Annotated in this window: 17 protein-coding genes; 15 read left to right on the top strand and 2 right to left on the bottom strand. The window is 71.0% G+C overall.

Translation table 11 applies throughout. The features are described 5' to 3' along the window. The first annotated feature begins 179 nt into the window (after nt 1-179). The 6 genes from ISOVA_RS15125 (at nt 180) to ISOVA_RS15770 (ending at nt 5,726) form a co-directional block, all read left to right on the top strand. Nucleotides 180-2,693 carry a transglycosylase domain-containing protein gene (locus ISOVA_RS15125; RefSeq protein WP_013840068.1) on the top strand — a complete coding sequence of 838 codons (2,514 nt, stop codon included), beginning with the start codon at nt 180-182 and terminating at the stop codon, nt 2,691-2,693. 160 nt (nt 2,694-2,853) lie between these two features. After that, nucleotides 2,854-3,141, top strand: a complete 288-nt coding sequence (gene rpsF, locus ISOVA_RS15120; protein ID WP_013840067.1) for a 30S ribosomal protein S6 — start codon at nt 2,854-2,856, stop codon at nt 3,139-3,141. A 115-nt stretch (nt 3,142-3,256) separates the two neighbouring features. After that, a complete protein-coding gene (locus ISOVA_RS15115) occupies nt 3,257-3,787 on the top strand; it encodes a single-stranded DNA-binding protein (protein WP_013840066.1) in 531 nt (176 codons plus the stop codon). A gap of 47 nt (nt 3,788-3,834) precedes the next feature. Beyond that, nucleotides 3,835-4,071, top strand: a complete 237-nt coding sequence (gene rpsR, locus ISOVA_RS15110; RefSeq protein WP_013840065.1) for a 30S ribosomal protein S18 — start codon at nt 3,835-3,837, stop codon at nt 4,069-4,071. Nucleotides 4,072-4,090: 19 nt separating this feature from the next. Further along, nucleotides 4,091-4,537, top strand: a complete 447-nt coding sequence (rplI, locus tag ISOVA_RS15105; protein ID WP_013840064.1) for a 50S ribosomal protein L9 — start codon at nt 4,091-4,093, stop codon at nt 4,535-4,537. Nucleotides 4,538-4,772: 235 nt separating this feature from the next. Beyond that, the gene (locus tag ISOVA_RS15770) at nt 4,773-5,726 is read left to right on the top strand and encodes a hypothetical protein (protein WP_013840063.1); all 954 of its coding nucleotides are present in this window, start codon (nt 4,773-4,775) and stop codon (nt 5,724-5,726) included. Between the two features lie 113 nt (nt 5,727-5,839). Here the strand turns inward: ISOVA_RS15770 and ISOVA_RS15095 are convergent, their stop codons facing one another. Then, nucleotides 5,840-7,204, bottom strand: coding sequence for an MATE family efflux transporter (locus ISOVA_RS15095; protein WP_233275919.1), 1,365 nt, complete (start codon nt 7,202-7,204; stop codon nt 5,840-5,842). Nucleotides 7,205-7,470: 266 nt separating this feature from the next. Here ISOVA_RS15095 and dnaB point away from each other — a divergent pair, with 266 nt between their 5' ends. Continuing rightward, nucleotides 7,471-8,838, top strand: a complete 1,368-nt coding sequence (dnaB, locus tag ISOVA_RS15090) for a replicative DNA helicase (protein ID WP_013840061.1) — start codon at nt 7,471-7,473, stop codon at nt 8,836-8,838. A gap of 162 nt (nt 8,839-9,000) precedes the next feature. Here the strand turns inward: dnaB and ISOVA_RS15085 are convergent, their stop codons facing one another. Then, nucleotides 9,001-10,179 (bottom strand): XylR family transcriptional regulator, encoded by a 1,179-nt coding sequence (locus tag ISOVA_RS15085; RefSeq protein WP_013840060.1) that lies wholly within the window; start codon nt 10,177-10,179, stop codon nt 9,001-9,003. Nucleotides 10,180-10,271: 92 nt separating this feature from the next. On the opposite strand from ISOVA_RS15085, the gene ISOVA_RS15080 reads away from it, so the two are divergent. The 8 genes from ISOVA_RS15080 (at nt 10,272) to ISOVA_RS15050 (ending at nt 21,593) form a co-directional block, all read left to right on the top strand. Next, a complete protein-coding gene (locus tag ISOVA_RS15080) occupies nt 10,272-11,384 on the top strand; it encodes a Gfo/Idh/MocA family protein (protein ID WP_013840059.1) in 1,113 nt (370 codons plus the stop codon). After that, entirely contained in the window at nt 11,381-12,457 is a 1,077-nt protein-coding gene (locus tag ISOVA_RS15075; protein WP_013840058.1) for a branched-chain amino acid ABC transporter permease, read from the top strand. Before ISOVA_RS15080 ends, ISOVA_RS15075 begins: the two co-directional genes overlap by 4 nt. After that, on the top strand, nt 12,454-13,512 hold the full coding sequence (locus tag ISOVA_RS15070) for a branched-chain amino acid ABC transporter permease (RefSeq protein WP_013840057.1): 1,059 nt from the start codon (nt 12,454-12,456) through the stop codon (nt 13,510-13,512). Before ISOVA_RS15075 ends, ISOVA_RS15070 begins: the two co-directional genes overlap by 4 nt. After that, entirely contained in the window at nt 13,509-14,987 is a 1,479-nt protein-coding gene (locus ISOVA_RS15765) for an ABC transporter substrate-binding protein (RefSeq protein ID WP_013840056.1), read from the top strand. Before ISOVA_RS15070 ends, ISOVA_RS15765 begins: the two co-directional genes overlap by 4 nt. Then, on the top strand, nt 14,987-15,778 hold the full coding sequence (locus tag ISOVA_RS15065; RefSeq protein WP_013840055.1) for an ABC transporter ATP-binding protein: 792 nt from the start codon (nt 14,987-14,989) through the stop codon (nt 15,776-15,778). The genes ISOVA_RS15765 and ISOVA_RS15065 overlap by 1 nt, the downstream gene beginning before the upstream one ends. 2 nt (nt 15,779-15,780) lie before the next feature. Beyond that, on the top strand, nt 15,781-16,518 hold the full coding sequence (locus tag ISOVA_RS15060; protein ID WP_013840054.1) for an ABC transporter ATP-binding protein: 738 nt from the start codon (nt 15,781-15,783) through the stop codon (nt 16,516-16,518). A 50-nt stretch (nt 16,519-16,568) separates the two neighbouring features. Further along, nucleotides 16,569-17,447 (top strand): sugar phosphate isomerase/epimerase family protein, encoded by an 879-nt coding sequence (locus ISOVA_RS15055; RefSeq protein ID WP_013840053.1) that lies wholly within the window; start codon nt 16,569-16,571, stop codon nt 17,445-17,447. 69 nt (nt 17,448-17,516) lie between these two features. After that, a complete protein-coding gene (locus tag ISOVA_RS15050; RefSeq protein WP_013840052.1) occupies nt 17,517-21,593 on the top strand; it encodes a ThuA domain-containing protein in 4,077 nt (1,358 codons plus the stop codon). The last annotated feature ends 162 nt before the right edge of the window (nt 21,594-21,755 follow it).

Genomic DNA, 21,755 nt, shown 5'->3' with positions numbered 1-21,755 from the left:
CGCCGCGCCGGGCCGGTTGTGAAGGTTCCGCGAAGCAGCCGCCAGAGCCTCGGGTGCGACCTGGAAGAGCCGCGCCGACAGACGTGTTCAAGAGGGTGCGCACGACGCGCGATCCCCTAGTGTTCCTTGATGTCCCTCACGTGACCCGTGGTCCGATCACCGAAAGGCTGACTGGCTCGATGCCCAGACGCCGCCGATTCTGGAACTACCCGCGCCCGAACAAGGGCCCGGTGCAGCGTTGGCTGCCCTCGTGGCGCATCGTCGTCGGCTCGATGCTCGGCGTCGGCGCCCTCGGCGCCGGCCTCGTGGTCGCCGCGTACGCCACGACCGACATCCCGGACGACCTCGACGAGGTCAAGTACCAGGAGTCGATCGTGTACTACGCCGACGGCACGGAGCTGGGCCCGATCTCCGACGAGGCGTCGATGAAGCGCGAGATCATCGAGTACGAGACGCTGCCCGAGTACGTGGGTGGCGCCGTCGTCGCGTCCGAGGACGACACGTTCTGGACCAACCCGGGCGTCGACCCCAAGGGCATCGTGCGCGCCGCGTGGAACAACCTCACGGGCGGCAGCCGCCAGGGCGCCTCGACCCTGACGCAGCAGTACGTCGAGCGGTACTATCTCGACACGACCACGACGTACGCGGGCAAGCTCAAGGAAGCGATCATCGCGCTCAAGGTCGCGCGCAGCCAGCCCAAGGAGCAGGTGCTCGAGCGCTACCTCAACACGATCTACTGGGGCCGCGGGGCGTACGGCGTCCAGGCCGCGGCGCAGGAGTACTTCGGCAAGAACGCCGCCGACCTCACGTACTCGGAGGCCGCGCTGCTGTCCGGCATCATCCCGTCGCCGTCGCGCTGGGACCCGTCGCTCAACCTCGAGCAGGCCGAGAGGCGCTGGCAGCGCAGCATCGAGCGCATGCACGCCGAGGGGTACATCACGGACGACGAGTACCGCAACGCGCAGTTCCCCGAGTTCCAGGAGCGCAAGGAGGCCGCCAACACCCAGGGCGGCCAGACCGGGTACCTCATCCAGGAGGTCAAGCGGGAGCTCCTCAACTCCGGGCGCTTCACGGAGCAGGACTGGACCCGTGGCCTGCGGATCACGACGACGATCGACAAGCGGCTGCAGGACGCCGCCGTCCAGGTGGCGCAGTCGCTCCCCGAGGACGCGAACCCGAACATCCGCGCGTCGCTGGTGTCGATCGACCCCAAGACCGGCGCCGTCGTCGCGCTCTACGGCGGTCCCGACTACGTCCAGCAGAGCCTCAACACCGCGACGCAGGACGTCGTCCAGGGTGGCTCGACCTTCAAGCCGTTCACGCTCATCGGCGCGCTCGAGGAGGGCCACACCCTCGACGAGCGCTACGACGGCAACTCACCCGCGCACTTCCCCGGCGCGAACAACGGCGAGGCGTGGGAGCCGAAGAACTTCGGCGACCGGGACTACGGGCGGATCGACCTCGTCGAGGCCACGGCCCAGTCGGTGAACAGCGTCTACGGCGCGCTCAACATCGAGATCGGTCCCGAGAAGACGGTCGAGGTGGCGCACCGCCTCGGCATCCGGGAGTCCACGGAGATCGAGGAGGTGCCGGCGAACGTCCTCGGTACGGCGTCCGTCTACCCCATCGACATGGCCCGCGCCTACGCCACGATCGCCGCGCAGGGCTACCGCACGACGCCCCACGTGGTGCGGTCGGTCGAGACCCGCGCGGGCGAGCAGATCTATCAGGAGCAGACCGCGTCCGAGCGCGTCTTCGAGGCTGACGTCATGGCCGCCGCGACGTACGCGATGACCAAGGTCGTCGAGGAGGGCTCGGGCGACGACGCGCAGGAGCTCGCGCGGCCCGTCGCCGGGAAGACCGGTACGGCCAACGACAACATGACGGCCTGGTTCGCCGGGTTCGTCCCGCAGCTCGCGACGATCGTGAACGTGCGCCAGTACGAGACGGTCGACGTCGAGGCCGGCGTCATGAAGGGCACGGCGCCGATCGAGACCTTCGAGCCGTACCGCGAGATCACCGGTTCCACGTGGCCGCTGCGGGCGTGGACCGACTTCATGAAGATCGCGACCGAGGGCATGCCGGTCGAGGAGTTCCCGGCCTACACCCCGCCGCGCCCGAGCTACTCGCCGTCGCCGACCCCCTCGCCGTCGCCCACGGAGACCGAGGAGCAGTTCGTCGAGGTGCCGAACCTCGTCGGCATGGACATCGCACGGGCCACGCGCGAGCTGGAGCGGCTCGGCCTCGTCCTCGGGGCGCCCGTCGCCCAGGACAGCGACCAGCCCCGCGGCACGGTGCTCGCCCAGTCGTCGACCGGGCAGGTCCCGGTCGGGTCGACCATCACGCTGACCGTCTCGACGGGCCAGACCGAGCAGACCGTCGTTCCCGAGGTCTCGGGCATGACCCGGACGGCCGCCGAGCAGCAGCTGCGCAACGCCGGCCTGCGGAGCTCGGTCCGCGAGGAGGAGAACGCCGACGTCGCGCCCGGCACCGTCATCAGCACGGACCCGGGCGGGGGCGCGACCGTCGAGCCCGGCAGCACCGTGACGCTCATCGTCGCCAAGGCCCCGGCCGACAGCGGCGGTGGCGGCAACGGGAACGGCAACGGCAACGGCGACGGTGGTGACGGCGACGGCGGCGGTGGTGACGGCAACGGCGGCGGGATCTTCCCGTTCCCGAGCCCGAGCCCCTGATCCGCACCGATGATTTCCTGGGTGCCCGCCCGAGCGGGTACCCTGGACGACTGGCTGTGCCCAGCGCCGTCGGACCCCGACGGCCCGGACGCGGCCGACGCACGAACCCTCCTGTCACGGACGGACCGTGACCGCTGAGACCAGAGGAGGTGGGTAACGCATGCGTCAGTACGAGCTGATGGTGATCCTCGACCCGCAGGTCGAGGAGCGCACCGTCGCCCCGTCGCTCGACACGTACCTGCAGGTCATCACGACCGAGGGTGGCACCGTCGACAAGGTGGACATCTGGGGCCGGCGCCGCATGGCGTACGACATCAAGAAGCGTTCCGAGGGCATCTACGCCGTCGTGGACTTCACCGCCACGGCCGACACGGCCAAGGAGCTGGACCGCCAGCTCGGCCTGAACGAGGCCGTGCTGCGCACCAAGATCCTGCGCACGGACGCCTGACACGCTGAACGGAACCATCCCGCCCCGTCGCGAGACGCCTGTCGGTGCCCTGTGATGGGATTCCCCCACGTACTCGTGCACAGTCGCGGATCGCGGACGAACGAAGGAGCTTGGCATGGCTGGTGAGACCGTCATCACGGTCGTCGGAAACCTGACCGCGGACCCGGAGCTGCGCTTCACCCCGTCGGGTGCAGCCGTCGCCAACTTCACGATCGCCTCCACGCCCCGCACCTTCGACCGCCAGACGAACGAGTGGAAGGACGGCGAAGCGCTGTTCCTCCGCTGCTCGGTCTGGCGGGAGGCCGCCGAGAACGTCGCCGAGTCGCTGACGAAGGGCATGCGCGTCATCGCGCAGGGTCGCCTGACGCAGCGCTCGTACGAGACGCGCGAGGGGGAGAAGCGCACCGTCGTCGAGCTGCAGGTCGACGAGATCGGCCCGTCGCTGAGGTTCGCCTCGGCCAAGGTCACTCGTGCCCAGCGCTCGGGCGGTGGCGGCTTCGGCGGAGGCGGCGGCTACGGCGGCCCCTCCGGCGGCAACGCGGGTGGGTTCGGTTCCTCCGGCGGCGGTCAGCAGCAGAACGACCCGTGGGCCACGGCCGGCCCTGCATCGCAGGGCGGCGGGTTCTCGGACGAGCCTCCGTTCTGATCGTCGCCACACCCCAGACCACCTTTCTGCGAAGAAGGAGCAACACCATGGCGAAGCCTGTGGTGCGCAAGCCCAAGAAGAAGGCCAACCCGCTCAAGACGGCCAAGATCGAGACCGTCGACTACAAGGACACCGCGCTGCTGCGCAAGTTCATCTCCGACCGCGGCAAGATCCGCGCGCGTCGCGTGACCGGCGTCTCCGTCCAGGAGCAGCGCCAGATCGCCCGTGCGGTGAAGAACGCGCGCGAGATGGCGCTGCTGCCGTACTCGTCCTCGGCCCGCTGACCCGAAGGGATCACGAATCATGGCAAAGCTGATCCTGACGCACGAGGTCACCGGCCTCGGTGAGCCCGGCGACGTCGTCGAGGTCAAGGACGGGTACGCCCGCAACTACCTCATCCCGCGTCGCCTGGCCACGCCCTGGACCAAGGGTGCGGAGTCGCAGGTCTCCCAGATCCGCAAGGCCCGCAAGGCCCGCGAGATCGCCACGCTCGACGAGGCCAAGGCCGCCGCCGAGTCGCTCCAGGCCAAGCCCGTCGTCGTGACGGCCAAGGCCGGCGAGTCCGGTCGCCTCTTCGGTGCGGTCACGACGGCGGACATCGCCGCCGCGGTCGCCGAGGCGGGCGCGAAGGTCGACAAGCGCAAGATCGAGATCGGTCAGCCGATCAAGGCCACCGGTGACTACACCGTGTCGGTCCGCCTGCACCCCGAGGTGTCGGCGAAGCTGGCCGTCAAGGTCGTCGCCGCCTGAGCGGTCGACACCTGACGCCGGGCGCCCCGGTCCTCCTCGTGAGGGCCGGGGCGTCCTGCGTTGTCGGCGGATCTGCGGACCGGCCTGCGCCAGCACGCCTCGCCTGGGAGCCTCACTCGGCACTTCCGGACTCGATCGGCGCCTCGAGGGACCGAGTGAGTACGAAGGTGCCGAGTGAACCCGAGACTGTGGATGACGGACGTGACGACGACGCCGGTCCCGCCACGCTAGGGCGGTGCCCGAGACCCAGATCCTCATCGCCCGCGACCATGATCCGTACGAGCTCCGCGTCGCGCATCGTGCCGGCGCCCTCGAGCGGCTCCGGCGCGGCGCGTACCGAGCGGTGCCCGACGACGGTGCCTCCTCGGGCGATGCCGCGATGTCGGCGGTGCGTCGGCGGGAGCTCGACCGGGCTCGCGCCGTGCACGAGCAGCTGCATGCGGAGCACTGGTTCAGCCACGGCACGGCTGCCGTGCTGCACGGCCTGCCGGTGTGGCGGCTGCCCGACCAGGTCCACCTCGTGCAGGCCTACCGCGCGTCCTCGCGCTCCGCGGCCGACGTCCGGCGTCACGTGCTTCCCGTGCCTCCGGAGCACCGTGTCGTGGTCGGCGGTCTCTCCGCGACGTCGCTGGAGCGGACCGTCGCCGACTGCGTGTCCACGATGCCCGCTCTCGAGGGACTGGTCATCGCCGACGCAGCACGCCGTCGTGGCGTCGACGTGGAGGAGGTACGCCGCATCGTCATGAGCCGCTACCGCGGGCGGGCGCGCGGTCTGCTGGTGCTGGACCTGTCCGACCCGGATGCGGAATCGGCGTGGGAGACTTGGCTCCGGTACGTGGCGTTGTGGGCGGGTCTGCCGCGACCCGAGACCCAGGTCCCGGTGACGACGCGGCTGGGCAGGTTCAGGGTCGACCTCGGCTGGCCGGAACACCGGGTCCTCGCCGAGTTCGACGGGCTGGTGAAGTACCGGGACGGCGCCCTCGGCGCCGATCACGACGCCGCCCAGCTCCTCGTCGACGAGAAGCTGCGCCAGGACGCCATCACCGAGAGCACCGGGATCACGGTGCTGCGTTTCACCTCCAAGGACGGCCCGCGTCCGGAGGAGGTGGCACAGCGCATGCTCGTCCGGTTCCCGTCCGAGATCCGGCGGGCCGCTCGCAAGAACCCGCTCCTGGCGCGGCCGCGCTGACCCGCATCGCTCAATGTCGCTCGGCACTTCGGTACTCGGTCGGCACCTCGAGGGACCGAGCGAGTACGAAAGTGCCGAGCGAGGCGCGGCCGGGGTGGGCCCGCCGTCAGCCGTCAGCCGCCCGTGACCATCCAGCGGTCGCCGCGGGCCCTCAGGCCGGTGGTCAGCGCACGAGCGAGCATGAACACGCCGGCGAACGCGGCCCACAGCCACGCGAGCCCGACGGCGCCGTCGGGCGCCCACGCGCGGACACCGAGCGCGAACGGCACGTACACGGCGAGGGTCAGCATCCCGGCCCACGCGAGATAGCGGCCGTCGCCGGCGCCGATGAGCACGCCGTCGAGCACGAAGACCCACCCGGCCATCGGCATGAGCACGCCGCACACCACGAGCCCGGCGGTGATCGCGACGCGCACGTCGGGGTCGGGGGAGAACAGCGGCGCGATCCACCAGCCGGCGGCGGCGAGCACGACACCGATCACGGCTCCCGCGCCGACGCCCCACTGCAGGCACCGCCGCAGGACTGCCCGCACCCGCGCCGTGTCCCCGGCACCGAGCCCGTGCCCGACGAGCGCCTGCGCCGCGATGGCCAGGGCGTCGAGCGCGAAGGCGGCGAGCCCCCACAGGCTGTTGACGACCTGGTGCGCGGCGAGCGCGGTCGCGCCGAGCGCCGTCGCGACGTTGACCGTGAGCAGGATCGCGAGCCGCAGCGACGCGGTGCGCACGAACAGCGGAGCCCCGGCCATCGCGTTCGCCCAGATCCCCGCGCGGTGAGGCCGCAGGGACGCCTCGAGGCGGCGCGCCCCACGCACCACCACGACGGCGAGCGCGACCGCCATCCCGACCTGCGCGACCGCCGTCGCGAGCCCCGAGCCGGCGATGCCCATGCCCGCGCCGTACACGAGCACGACGTCGAGCACCGCGTTGACCACCGCGCCGATCGACGCGACCCACAAGGGAGTGCGGGTGTCCTGCAGCCCGCGCAGCACGCCCGTCGCGGCGAGGACGAGCAGCATCCCGGGCAGGCCGGGCGCCGACCACCGCAGGTACGTCGTCGCGTGCGTCGCGACGTCGGACGTCCCGCCCATCGCGGCGACGGCCCACGGTGCGGCGGCGAACAGCCCGAGCGCGAGGACCGCGCCGAGCCCGAGCGCGAGCCACATGCCGTCGATGCCCGACTGGAGCGCCTCGCGTGTCCGCCCCGCACCGATGCGCCGCGCGACGGCGGCCGTCGTGGCGTACGCGAGGAAGATGCACAGCCCGACGAGCGTCACGAGCAGGGTCGAGGCGAGCGACAGCCCGGCGAGCTGGGCGGTCCCCAGATGCCCGACGACGGCACTGTCGACGAGCACGAACAGCGGCTCCGCGACGAGCGCCCCGAGGGCGGGCCAGGCGAGCGCCAGGATCTCCCGGTCGATGCTCCGCGGACCGCGACGAAAGTCACCCAATCGATTTCTCCTCCACAGGGTGGGGAGCACGTATCCCCAGTTCAGAGCCCACGTGAAAACTTGTACACAGGAGATGTCCCCAGTTGTGCACACGCTTGTCCACCGCCGGTGCACAGCCTGGGGCCACCCGTCCACAGCCTGGTCCACATGGCCGTCCACAGGACTGATTGCGGTCCTGCGCGGGCGCGCCTAGCGTCGCTGACGGTGTCGGTGGTCCACGGTAGAACGAGGGCCTGACAGCAGGGGATTCTCCCCGCAGGGGACCGGTCCGGCAGCGCCGGGGGAGCGAGGCAGGCATGTCGATCGAGGAGCTGGAGGCGGACTACGCCGGGTCGTCGAGGTCCGGGTTCGACCGCACCCCTCCTCAGGACATCGCCGCGGAGATGAGCGTGCTCGGCGGCATGCTGCTGTCGAAGGACGCGATCGCCGACGTCGTCGAGCAGATCCGGGGCAACGACTTCTACCGGCCCGCGCACGAGGCCATCTACGACGCCATCATCGATCTCTACGGCCGCGGCGAGCCTGCCGACGCGATCACCGTCGTCGCGGAGCTCACGAAGCGGGGCGAGCTCGGACGGGTCGGTGGCGCGTCGTACATCCACGACCTCATGGCCGGAGTCCCCACGGCGGCGAACGCCGGCTACTACGCGCGCATCGTGCGCGAGCGCGCGGTGCTGCGCCGCCTCGTCGAGGCCGGCACCAAGATCGTCCAGCTCGGGTACGCCACGGACGGCGGCGACGTCGACACCGTCGTCAACAACGCGCAGGCCGAGATCTACGCGGTCACCGAGCGCCGGACGACCGAGGACTACATGCCGCTCGCCGACATCATCGGCGGCACCATGGACGAGATCGAGGCGGCCGGCCACCGCGGCGAGGGCATGGTCGGCGTGCCGACCGGGTTCGCCGACCTCGACCGGCTCACCAACGGTCTGCACGGCGGGCAGATGATCGTCATCGCCGCCCGCCCCGCCATCGGCAAGTCCACCCTGGCCATCGACATGGCCCGGTCGGCGTCGATCAAGCACGGACTGACCTCGGTCGTGTTCTCGCTCGAGATGAGCCGCAACGAGATCACGATGCGACTGCTCGCCGCCGAGGCGCGCGTCCATCTGCAGAAGATGCGCAACGGCTCGATGAGCGAGGACGACTGGCAGAAGCTCGCCAAGGTCATGGGCAAGATCTCCGAGGCGCCGCTGTTCATCGACGACTCGCCGAACATGTCGCTCATGGAGATCCGGGCGAAGTGCCGCCGGCTCAAGCAGCGCCACGACCTCAAGCTCGTGGTCATCGACTACCTGCAGCTCATGTCGTCCGGCAAGCGCGTCGAGTCGCGTCAGCAGGAGGTCTCGGAGTTCTCGCGTGCGCTCAAGCTGCTCGCGAAGGAGCTCGAGGTGCCGGTCATCGCGCTCTCCCAGCTGAACCGTGGCCCGGAGCAGCGCGGTGACAAGAAGCCGCAGATGTCCGATTTGCGCGAGTCGGGCAGTATCGAGCAGGACGCCGACATGGTGATCCTCCTGCACCGTGAGGACGCGTACGAGAAGGAGTCCCCGCGCGCTGGAGAGGCCGACCTGATCGTGGCCAAGCACCGTAACGGCCCGACCGACACGATCACCGTCGCGTTCCAGGGCCACTACTCGCGCTTCGTCGACATGCAGGCCTGATCCGTGCAGGACCGTGTGATCGACGACGATCTGGTCCGTAGGCTGCTGAAGAGCCAGTGCCCAGAGCTGGCGGATCGTCCTCTCAACCACGTCGACGGCGGCTGGGACAACCAGATGTGGCGCCTGGGGGAGGACCTCGCGGTCCGTGGCTCACCTGCGCCGCTACGGCGAGCCGATCTCCTGCCATTCGGTGGAACCCTTCACGGAACGCCGGTAGGCGCCGGGCGACTTGCCGGTGTACTTCTTGAACGCGACGCTCATGTACTCGGAGTGGCTGAACCCGAGGCGGTCGGCGATGCGTTGCAACGTCCAGTCCGTCGACGACAGCAGCTCGGCGACGCGGCCCATCCGCACGCGGAGGATCTCGGCGTGCACGGAGCGCCCGAGCAGACGCTCGAAGCGGTGGTCGAGGGCGCGCCGCGAGAGCCCTGCCTCGCGGAGGACGGCCTCGACCTTGACGTTCCGGTCGGCGTTGTCGCGGATGAACCGGAGCGCCCGGACGACGAGCGGGTCGTCGACGGCGAGGATGTCGGACGACTGCCGCGTCACGATCCGTGTGGGGTCGATGAGCCGGAGCCCTGGTTCGACCGGTCGGCCGTCCATCATCTCGTCGAGGATCTGGGCGGCCAGCTGCCCCATGCGCACGGCGTCCGGTTCGATGCTCGACAGCGGCGGTGACGTGAGGGTGCCGATCAGCTCGTCGTTGTCGACGCCGACGACGGCGACCTCGTCGGGGACGCGCAGGTCCGCGATCGTGCAGGCCTCGAGCACCTCCTGGCCGGCGATGTCGTAGCAGGCGAGCACTCCGACGGGCTTGGGCAGCCCGTGGAGCCACTCCGCGAGACGCGCCCGGTCGGTGGCCCGCCGGCCCGACGGCATGAGCTGGAACTCGTACGCGGTCAGCCCGCGTTGCCGCACGTGCTCGGCGAACCACGCCCCGCGCTTGAGCGACCAGGCGAACCGCTCGTCGCCGCAGAAGGCGAAGTGCCGCAGTCCCCGCTGCTCGAAGTGCTCGACCGCCCACCGGGCGATCGTGTCGTCGTTCGTCTCGACACCCGGCAGCGCGGGGATGAGACGCGCCGCGCTGAGGTCGACCGTCGGCAGGTCGAGGCGGCGGACGAGCTCGGCCGTCTCCGGGTTCTCGATGCGGGCCAGGACGCCGTCGCCGCGCCACCCGTCGAACCACGAGAAGTCGGTCTCGTGGCGGCTGTGCTCGCCGAGGTACATCGACCACCCGGCGCGGGCCTCGACGTAGCGTCGCACGCCCGTGAGCAGGGCACGGGCGTACGCGTTGGACGTCTCGATCAGGAGCGCCACGTGCCGCGTCGCCGGATCGCCCATGTGAGATATCTAAGCAGCGATGCGTGATCGCGCATGGTGTGGCGTGCGTCACCCTCCCTAGCGTTTCGGGCAACTACCGAGGGAGGTCAGCGTTGACTGAGAACGTACGGGTGGCGATCGCCGGGCTCGGTTTCGGAGCCGAGTTCATCCCCATCTACCAGGCCCATCCTGACGCGGAGCTCGTCGCCGTCTGCCAGCGGTCGCAGGAGAACCTGGACCGCGTCGCGGACGCCTTCGGCGTCCCGCGCCGCTACACCAGCTACGCCGAGATGCTGCGCGACCCCGACATCGACGCCGTCCACATCAACACCCCGATCCCGGCGCACGCGGAGCACACGATCGCTGCCCTGCAGGCGGGCAAGCACGTGGCGTGCACCGTCCCCATGGCGACGACGCTCGAGGAGTGCCAGGCCATCGTCCGGGCGGTCCGCGAGTCGGGCAAGAAGTACATGATGATGGAGACCGTCGTGTACTCGCGCGAGTTCCTGCACGTCCAGGACCTCGTCGCGGACGGCACGATCGGCAGGATCCAGTTCCTGCGCGGGGCCCACCACCAGGAGATGGCGGGCTGGCCGGGCTACTGGGAGGGCCTGCCTCCCATGCACTACGCCACGCACGCGGTGAGCCCGGTCCTCACGCTCGCGGGCAGCCTGGCGGAGAGCGTCGTGTGCCTCGGCTCCGGCCGCATCGCGCCGGACCTCGAGGCCCGGTACGGGTCGCCCTTCGCGGTGGAGAGCGCGCTCGTCCGCCTGCGCGACTCGGACGTCGGCGCGGAGATCGCGCGCTCGCTGTTCGAGACGGCGCGGGAGTACGTCGAGAGCTTCACCGTGTACGGGGACCAGGCGACGTTCGAGTGGGAGCAGACGCAGGGTGCCGGGCACGTGCTGCACGTGGGCGAGGTGCCGAAGCGCATCGAGGTCCCGGACTTCGCCCACCGGCTGCCGGCGGAGATCGCGCCGTTCACGACGCGCGGCGTCTACGACGACGAGCACGCGCACCTGTCGTTCGTCCAGGGCAGCGGCCACGGCGGCTCGCACCCGCACATGGCGCACGAGTTCGTGCGGAGCATCGTCGAGGACCGCGCCCCGGCGGTCGACGAGGTCACGGCGGCCAACTGGACGTCGGTCGGCATCTGCGCGCACGAGTCCGCGATGCGCGGCGGCGAGCGGGTCAGCCTCCCGGACTACGGGGTCGTGCCGCGATGACCGCGACCCTCCAGCGTGCGCCGGCCGCACCCGCGAGGCCGGCGCGCACCGTGCTGGTCCGGCGGCTCCCCGGCTGGTGCGCGGTCGCCGCCGGGGTCCTCGCCGCGCTCTGGGTGCTGTTCCTCGCCGACGGCACGCCGGCGGGTCCCGCGGTGACCAACCCCGGGGTGTTCGCCGTGACGGTGCTCGACGCCGTGACGTTCGCCGGCCTGCTCTTCGTGGCGGCGTCCGGGTTCACGCTGATCTTCGGGCTGATGCGGACCGTCAACATGACGCACGGCTCCCTGTTCCTGCTCGCCGCCTACGTCGCCATCCGGACGCAGGAGGCGATGGTGGGCCGGTCGCGCAACATCGGCCCCGAGGACGTCGGCCTGCTCGACTGGATCGTCCCGATGCTCGTCGGCGCGACGGTCGCCGCCGTGCTCGGTCTGCTCATCCAGCAGGTGTTCCTCCAGTGGAACGAGGGACAGGAGCTGCGCCAGGCTCTCATCACGCTGGCCATCACGGTGGTGCTCGCGGACCAGATGCTGCGGGAGTTCGGCGGTCTGGCAGGACGCGTGGTCTGGCCCGGTGCGGTGACGCACTTCTTCACCGTCTTCGGGGAGCGCTACGCGTCGAGCCGCGTGTTCATGCTTGGCGTCGCGCTGCTCGTCGGGGTCCTGCTGTGGCTCTGGCTGACCCGGTCGAACCTGGGCATGGTCATCCGTGCGGGCGTCGACGACCGGCAGATGGTCCGGGGCCTGGGCATCAACATCACGCTCGTCTTCGCCGTCACGTTCTTCGTCGGGTCGTTCCTGGCGGGCGTCGGAGGCGTCCTGGGGGCGTCGTTCGCCGGAGTCGCGCCCGGCACGGACGCCAACTGGCTCCTCAACTCCCTCGTGGTGGTGATCGTCGGCGGTCTGGGCTCGATCAAGGGCGCGGTCGCCGGCTCCCTGCTCTACGGCACCGTGGTCGCCTTCTCCCCGGCGTACCTGCCGGCCCAGTACTCGTTCTACGCGATCATCGTGACCTTCGCGCTGCTCGCGGTGGTGCTGGCGGTCCGGCCGTACGGACTCCTGGGGAGGCCGGCATGACCGCCCGGATGCTCAGCCGCGGCAACGTCGCCCTGGCTCTGCTCGTGGTGCTGCTGGTCGCGTTGCCGGTCCTCACGACCCCGTTCTTCATCAACTACGTCATGACGAAGACGTTGATGCTGGGGCTCGCGGCCGCGTCGATCGTGTTCCTCGTCAAGTACGGCGGCATGGTGTCGCTCGCCCAGTTCCTGCTGTTCGGCGTCGCGGGCTTCATGTACGGCAACGCGGTGCTCGAGGGCGGCTCGCGCGGGCTCAACCTCGGCTGGCACCCCTGGTTGGCGGTGGTGTTCGCCGTCGTGGTCACGACCGCGGTCGCCTTCGTCCTCGGTGCGCTCGCGAGCAGGATCACCGGCCTGTACTTCCTCATGCTGACGCTGGTCTACGCGGTCATCGGCTTCTACGTCTTCGCGCAGATCGTGCAGCTGTCGGGCCCCGGCGGGCTGACCAGCATCCATCGCCCGGAGCTCATGGGACCGCCCGTGCGCATCTACTACGCGGCGCTGCTCCTGTCCCTGCTGGCCTACCTCGGCTTCCGGGCCCTGGGCACGACGCCGTTCGGGCTGGCCCTGCAGGGCGTCCGGGACGACCCGGTGCGGATGGCCTCGCTCGGGTTCAACGTGCCGCTGCACCGCACGCTGGCGTTCACCCTGGCCGGCTTCGTCGCCGGGCTGGGCGGCGTGCTGAACGTGTGGTGGAACGGCCAGATCGACCCCGCGTCCATCGCGATCGACCCTGCCCTGATCCTCCTGATCATGGCCGTCATCGGGGGGATCTCGTTCTTCGAGGGCGCCTGGCTCGGTGCCTTCGTGTACGTCCTCGTCTTCACCTACCTGCGCGACATCCCGCTGATCCACGCGATCGGCATCACCGAGGCCCGGTTCAAGACGGTGATCGGCGTCGTGGTCCTCCTGATCATGGTGCTCTCGCCCGAGGGTCTCGCAGGAGTGCTCCGACGGGTCCGACGCCGGGCCCGACGACCCGGTGCCGCGGCACCGGCCGTACCGGCGGGCGACGGTCGCCCGCCACTCACGACGACAGGAGTGGAACCCTCATGACATCGAACGCAACGACGCGTCCGGTCACCCTCGCCACGGCGCTCGCCACCGGCCTGGCACTGGTCGCGGCGGGGTGCAGCGGCGCGAGCACCGGGTCGGGCGCCCTGCCGGCCGACACGAACGCACCGACCGGGGGCGCGGCGCCGACGGACGACGGCACGGTCCGCCTGGGCATCCTCGGCCAGTGCGAGGGACCGTTCGGCGGCTTCCACGAGGACGTGGTGGCCGGCACGACCTTGGCGCTGGTGCAGCACGCCGGCGCCGAGGTCGCCTCGCGCACGAGCGCCCTCGACGGGTTCACCGGTGCCGAGGTGGCCGGGACGCCGATCGAGCTGGTCGGCATCGGGTGCGGCGACGACACCCCCGACCGGATCCTCGAGGAGGCCCGCCGGCTGGTCGAGCAGCTCGGGGCCAACGTGATCATCGGCCCGCTCTCGGGCGACGAGGGCCTGGCGATGGCCGAGTACGCCAAGGCCAACCCCGAGCTCACGGTGCTGGCGGGCATCTCGGGCTCGCAGGAGCAGACCCTGCACGTCCAGGCCGAGAACTACTTCCGGTTCTACGGCGACGGAGCGATCTGGAACGCGGGCCTCGGCGACATCCTCTACAACGAGAAGGGCTGGAGGAAGGTCGCGGTGATCGCCGACGACTACAGCTTCGGCCACACGTCGGCCGGCGGCTTCATCGCCGACTTCTGCGGCGTCGGCGGCGAGGTGACGCACCGCGTCTTCCCGCCCCTCGGCACGACGGACTACTCGTCGTACATCGCCCAGCTGCCCGGCCCGGACGAGGTCGACGGCTACTTCTGGGCCGTCGGGGGCACCGGCACGCAGGCCTCGCTCGAGGCGTTCGTCAACGGCAAGGGAGACCTGACCGGGGAGCAGCACGCCGGCAACTTCTTCTTCAACCCCGACCTGGCGCAGGCGCTGGGGACCGACATCGCGGGTGCCTACGTCGGCGGCTTCGCCACCCTCCCGGCCGACGTCCGCACGCCGGAGATCGAGGAGTACCTCGCGGACGCCGACGCGACGTGGGACACGCTGGCCGGGTCGCTGTCCAACAACGAGCCGGCGCCGCCGTCGGTGGCCGCCGAGTTCGGGTTCTTCTACGGCTACTACACCGCCGGCGTGGCGCTGGTCGAGGCGCTCGAGGCCGTGGACGGCGACGTGTCCGACCCGGCGACGCTGCAGGCGGCGCTCGGCGACCTCACGCTCGACCTGCCCTACGGCGACATCAGCCTCGACGAGAACCGCAGCGGCATCGTCGACGTCGGCCTGTCGCAACTCGTCGTCGACGACAACGGCGAGGTCGTCCAGGAGACCGTGGCGATCGTCCCGGGCGTCGACCAGACGTTCGGCGGGACCTTCGGACCCGACACGCCCTCGCCGTCCCGCGACTTCCCGCCGTGCGAGCCGCGCGACCTGCCGTGGGCGGGCAAGGCGATCCCCGTCGTCGACGGCGTCCCGCAGCAGTGATGGCCACCGCGCACACGACCGTGCCGGCTCGCGCGGAGCGCGCGACCGCGGAGCCGGCGGTCCAGGTCCGGTCGCTCGTCGTCGCGTTCGGCGGCCTGCGCGCCGTCAAGGGCGTGGACCTCGACGTGGCGAGCGGCGAGCGCCTGGCCATCCTCGGCCCGAACGGCGCCGGCAAGACGACGCTGTTCAACGTCATCGCCGGCGACATCACGCCCACCGAGGGGACCGTCGCGATCAAGGGCCGGGACTGCACGTTCCTCTCGTCCCGTCACCGGCCGCGGCTGGGGCTGGCGCGGACCTACCAGAAGGCGCGCAGCTTCGACGGGCTCACGGTCCGGGAGAACGTCTGCCTCGCGCTCGCCGGGCACCGCCGTCGGCAGCTGCCGCTGTGGCGTGGACCGGTCGACCGGGAGCTGGCGGACCGGGCGGCGAAGGTCGCCGCGAGGGTGTGGCTCACCGATCGCCTCGACGTCGCCGCAGGCAGCCTCTCGCACGGGGAGAAGCGTCAGCTCGAGGTCGCCATGGCGATCGCCACGGACCCGGACGTCCTGCTGCTCGACGAGCCGGCGTCGGGGCTGTCCCGCGGCGAGCGCGAACGGCTGGTCGAGCTCCTCGACGAGCTCGCCGCGGACGTGACGCTGCTCCTCATCGAGCACGACATGGACGTGGCGTTCGCCGTCGCGCAGCGCGTGGTGGTCATGGCCGACGGCGAGGTCGTCGCCGCCGGCTCCCCGGACCAGGTCCGCAGCGACCCGACGGTGCACCGGATCTACCTCGGGGTGGAGGGATGACGATGAGAGAGACGCGCGAACCCCTGCTCGACGTGCGCGGCCTGTGCGCCGGCTACGGGGCGTCCATGGTCCTCGAGGACGTCACGTTCAGCATGGGCGTCGAGGCGGTGGCGGTCGTCGGCCGCAACGGCATGGGCAAGACCACGCTCTGCGACGCGCTCGTCGGGTTCGTGCCGCCGAGGTCGGGCCGCGTGTCGCTCCGGGGCGAGCGGCTCGACGGGCGCGCGCCGGAACGGATCGCGCGGGCGGGCATCTCCTACGTCCCGCAGGGACGGCGGCTCTTCCCGTCGCTCACGGTCGACGAGCACCTGTCGATGCTGGCCCGGCGGACCCGGAACAAGCGGTGGACGCCCCAGGCGGTCTACGAGCTGTTCCCCCGCCTGGCGGAGCGCAAGAAGCACGGGGGCGCGGCCCTGTCCGGCGGCGAGCAGCAGATGCTCGCCGTCGGGCGGGCGCTCCTGCTCAACGGGCACCTGGTCGTCATGGACGAGCCGTCCGAGGGGCTGGCCCCGACCGTGGTCGACGTCCTGGTCGACGCCGTGCACCGCCTGGTCGACGAAGGGGTGGCCGTGCTCGTCGTCGAGCAGAACCTCCGTGCCGCCGTCCGGATGGCGCGCCGTCAGCTCGTCATGGTCTCCGGCAGGCTCGAGGCCGAGTTCACGGGCGACGAGCTCCTGGCACGTCCCGACCTGCAGCACCGGTACCTCGGCGTGGGCACCGAGGAGCCCGTGGGCCGCTGACACCGACCCTCGGCGCCGCCCGGTGCCGGGACACGACTCTGGGAGGACTGATGACGTCACCAAGGACGTTCGGGGTGAACACCTGGGTGTGGTGCTCGCCGCTCACGGACGCCCGTCTGGCCGAGCTGGCGCCGCGCGTCGCCGGCTGGGGCTTCGACTCGATCGAGCTGCCGGTGGAGAACGCCGGCGACTGGGACCCCGAGCGGGCGGCGACGCTGCTCGACTCGCTCGGCCTGACGGCCACGCTCGTGCTCGCGATGGGTCCCGGTCGCGAGCTCGTCGCCGCGGACCGGGACACCATCCGGTCCACGCGGGACTACATGCGGCACGTGATCGACGTGGCGCACGCCCTCTCGGTCCGGGTGGTCGCCGGGCCGGCCTACACGTCCGTCGGGCGTACCTGGCGGATGTCGGACACGGAGCGCCAGGCGTGCTACCTCCAGCTCCGCGACGGTCTGGCGCCCGTCGTCGAGCACGCCCGGGCGGCGGGCGTCGTGGTCGCCGTCGAACCGCTCAACCGGTTCGAGACGAGCCTGATCAACACCGTCGACCAGGCGCTCGAGGCGCTCGAGGGTCTGCCGGCCGAGGCCTGCGGCGTGGGCCTCGACACCTTCCACATGAACATCGAGGAGAAGGACATCCCCGCCGCCGTCCGGCGTGCCGGCTCGCGGATCGCGCACGTGCAGGTGTGCGGCAACGACCGCGGGGCCCCGGGTGCCGACCACCTCGACTGGCGCGGCATCCTCGCCGCCCTCGACGACGTCGGCTACGACGGTCCGCTGACGATCGAGTCGTTCACGGGGGACAACGAGACCATCGCGACCGCGGCGGCCATCTGGCGGCCGCTCGCGGCCGACCAGGACGCGATCGCCGTCGACGGGCTCGCGTTCCTCGCGGGGCTCGTGAGGGAGGGGGCGCCGATGCACTGACCCGCAGGGGGCGGTGGCCGACGTCTCGTCGGAGCCGCGACGACCACGTACGAGGGTGAGAGAGGAATCATGCAAAGACGCAAGAGATTCATCGCAGGCTCACTGGCGACGGCAGTGCTGGCGTCGGCCCTGACCGGCACGGTGCTCGGCTCCGCCGCCCAGGCCGACGAGCAGGACTTCGACGTCCTGTTCTTCCACAAGACGACCGGCTTTCGGCACGGGTCGATCCCCGCGGCGCTCGCCGCCGTCGAGGAGCTGGGGGCGGAGCACGGCTTCTCCGTGACCGAGACCCAGGACGCCGCGATCTTCACCGACGACGCGCTGGCCGAGTACGAGGCCGTCGTCCTGTACACCGACGGCGAGAACACGCTCAACGCCGCGCAGCGCGGAGGGTTCGAGCGGTACGTCCATCGCGGCGGCGGCGTCGTGGGACTGCACTCGTCGTCCAACATGGACAAGACGAACTGGCCGTGGTGGGCCGACCTCATGGGAGGGGCGTTCTTCAAGAGCCACCCCTCGGGCAGCGAGCAGTTCCAGGAGGCGACGGTGCGGGTCGAGGACCCGACCCACCCGTCGACCGCGGCGCTCCCCGCCGAGTGGGTCCGCACGGACGAGTGGTACAACTTCACCGCCAACCCGCGCGAGAAGGTGCACGTCCTGCTGACGCTGGACGAGACGACCTACAACCCCGGTCCTGACGCCATGGGCGAGGACCACCCGATCGCGTGGTGCTCGAACTTCGACGGCGGCCGCACCTGGTACACCGCCCTCGGCCACGAGTCGGCGCACTACGCCGAGCCCCTGCTGCGCGAGCACATTCTCGGCGGCATCCAGTGGGCGGCGGGCGCCGCCGAGGGTGACTGCGGCGAGCCGCGCGAGGGCATCCCGACCGAGGTGTCGTTCGAGAAGGTTGCGCTCGACGACAACACGGCCAACCCGATGGAGCTGGCCGTGGCGCCCGACGGACGGGTCTTCTACGTCGAGCTGGCCGGCGCGGTCAAGATGTACGACCCGGAGAGCGGGTCGGTCCGCCGGATCGGCGACATCCCGGTGCACCGCGGCAACGAGAACGGCCTGCTCGGCATCGCGCTCGATCCGGAGTTCGAGACGAACCAGTGGATGTACCTCTTCTACAGCGCGCCGAGCCCGGAGGTGCAACGGGTCGCCCGGTTCACGCTGGACGGTGACTCGCTGGACATGGCCTCCGAGTCCGTCCTCCTCGAGTTCCCGCACCAGCGCGAGGTGTGCTGCCACTCGGCCGGGTCGATGACGTTCGGCCCCGACGGCAACCTCTTCATCTCGACGGGCGACGACACCGCCCACTTCGCCTCGCAGGGGTACTCGCCGATCGACGGCCGCATCTACGACCAGTACACGAGCGAGGACGCCAAGCGTTCCTACGACGCGCGCCGCACGTCGGGCAACACGAACGACCTGCGCGGCAAGATCCTGCGGATCAAGCCGGAGCCCGACGGGTCGTACTCGATCCCCGAGGGCAACCTCTTCCCGCCCGGCACGGACAGGACGCGGCCCGAGATCTACACCATGGGCCACCGCAACCCGTTCCGGATCGCCGTCGACGACGAGCGGGGCTGGGTCTACGCGGGCGAGGTCGGTCCCGACGCCAACAGCGACAACCCCAACAGGGGTCCGCGCGGCTACGACGAGTGGAACCAGATCCGCGAGCCCGGCAACTACGGCTGGCCGTACTGCATCGGGGACAACCAGCCCTACCGCGAGTGGGACTTCGCCACGAGCACGCCGGGCGAGTTCTTCGACTGCGAGAACGGCCCGCGGAACGACTCGCCGTTCAACACCGGCCTGGACGTCGTGCCGCCCGCCAAGGACGCGTTCATCTGGTACCCGTACGGGACGTCGCCCGAGTTCCCGGAGCTCCCCGGTGGCAACGGCCGGACCGCGTACGCCGGCGACGTCTACCACTACGACCCCGAGCTGCTGGGTGACGGACAGTTCCCCGCGTACTACGACGACACCGTGTTCGTCATGGAGTGGTCCCGGAACTGGATCGGCACGCTGCACCTCGACGAGAACGGGGACTACGCCGGGTTCGAGCGGTTCATGCCGAACACGCAGTTCCGCAGCCCGCACGACATGGCGTTCGGGCCCGACGGCGCGATGTACCTCATCGAGTGGGGCATCGACTTCAACTACGCCGGCGGCGGCGTCAACCCGGACTCCGGCCTGTACAAGATCAGCTACACCAAGGGCGCCCGGACCCCGGTCGCGCAGGCGTCGGTCGACGTCGACTCGGGCCCGGCCCCGCTCACGGTGACGTTCACCGGCGACACCAGCCACGACCCGGACGGCGACGAGCTGACGTTCGCGTGGGACTTCGGTGACGGCGCGACCTCGGACGAGGCCAACCCGACGCACACGTACACCGAGCCGGGCGAGTACACCGCGCGTCTGACCGTCAGCGACCCGTCGGGCCGGTCGAGCAGCTCCAACGTCACGATCGTGGCGGGGAACACCCGGCCGGAGGTGACGATCGAGACGCCGGCGCACGGCAAGGTCTTCAGCTGGGGTGACGAGATCCCGTTCACGGTCACCGTGTCGGACGCGGAGGACGGGTCGGGCGACGCGATCGACTGCTCGCGGGTGACGGTCCAGCAGGGCCTGTACCACGACGAGGGCGGCAACGCCCACGTCCACCCGGGGCAGTCGCAGACCGGGTGCTCCGGCACGCTCGTGACGCAGGAGGACGCCGAGCACGGTGACGCCGCGGACATCGCGCTGACGATCACGGCGAGCTACACCGACCTCGGCGGCGAGACCGGTGCACCGGAGCTCACGGGTGCCGTCACGCACTTCCTGCAGCAGCCGCGCAAGGAGGCGGAGCACTTCGGCGACTCGTCGAACGTCACGACCAGCGCCGCCGGCGACGCGGAGACGGGCGGTCGGGACGCGATCGAGGGCCAGGCGGGAGCCTGGGCGTCGTACGAGCCGTACAACCTCGAGGGCATCGGCAGCATGACGCTCCGGGCGGCCGTCGCGGACGACGCCACCGTCGAGGTGCGTCGGGACGCCCCCGACGGCGAGCTCCTGGGGACCGCCCAGATCCCCGGTCTCACGGAGGTCGGCCGGGAGGCGGGTCCGGAAGGGTTCGGCACCGCCGTCGGCCTCAACCGCGGGGGCCCGCTCGAGAGGGTGGAGCTGCCGACCGGCGTGGTCGCCGGCGTGGAGGACTTCACCATCTCCGCGTGGGTGAACTGGTCGGGCGGGCAGTCGTGGACCCGGATCTTCGACTTCGGGTCCGGCACCGGTACCAACATGTTCCTGACGCCGAGCGCGGGCGGGAGCAACACGATGCGGTACGCGATCACGATCGGCTCGGGGGAGCAGCAGATCAACACGTCTCGGGCGCTGCCCACGGGCGGGTGGCAGCACGTCGCGGTCACCCTCTCGGGCACCACGGGCACGCTGTACCTCAACGGTGAGCCGATCGGGACCAACGCGAACATGACGTTGAGCCCGGCGGACCTGGGGGCGACGACCCAGAACTGGATCGGCGACTCCCAGTACACGGCGGACCCGCTCCTCAACGCCGCGGTCGACGACTTCAACGTGTTCGACCGGGCGCTGACCGCCGAGGAGATCGGCTCCCTGATGACCACGCCCGGCGGCACCGCCGGCGGCGGCAACGTCGCCTGGTACCGGTTCGACGAGGAGGGCGGCACGACGGCCGTCGACTCCTCCGGGCAGGGGAACGACGCGAGGATCGCCGTGGCCCAGGGCGCCGCGACCTGGCAGAGCGTCGAGGTGGACCTCCAGGCCACGGAGGGCACGTTCCCGCTCTACCTCGTCTTCCCCGACGGCAAGGTGCGCGTCAACTGGATGGAGCTCCACGCCGCACCCGGGGCGTGCCCCGAGCCCGACCAGCGCGCGACGGTGGTCATCGGCAGCGTCGACAGCGGTGTGCCGAACTACGACACCGGCGACGGGTGCACGGTCAACGACGTCATCCTCGACGAGCAGGAGTGGGACGGTCGCGGCCCGTTCCTCAAGCACGTGCGCGACGTCGTCGCGGCACTCGAGGCCGACGGTGTGCTGACCGCGCAGGAGGCCCGCGACATCCACCGGGCGGCCGCCCAGAGCGACGTCGCGCGGGGGAGGGTGATGCTCTGACCTGATCTGGCGACGCAGGCTCCGGTGGCCCGGGACTCCCTCCCTCGGGCCACCGGAGCTCGTCGTGCGTCCGGTGCGTCCGAGGGCGCGGTCGTCGCTCGACTCCCCGCCACTTTCACCGTACAGCCCGAAGGGGGTCTTGCGGCAAGGCCCCCCGCGTGC

Origin of the sequence: Isoptericola variabilis 225 (assembly GCF_000215105.1) — a bacterium.
Taxonomy (GTDB): Bacteria; Actinomycetota; Actinomycetes; order Actinomycetales; family Cellulomonadaceae; genus Isoptericola; species Isoptericola variabilis_A.
This window is presented reverse-complemented; position numbering and strand designations above follow the sequence as displayed.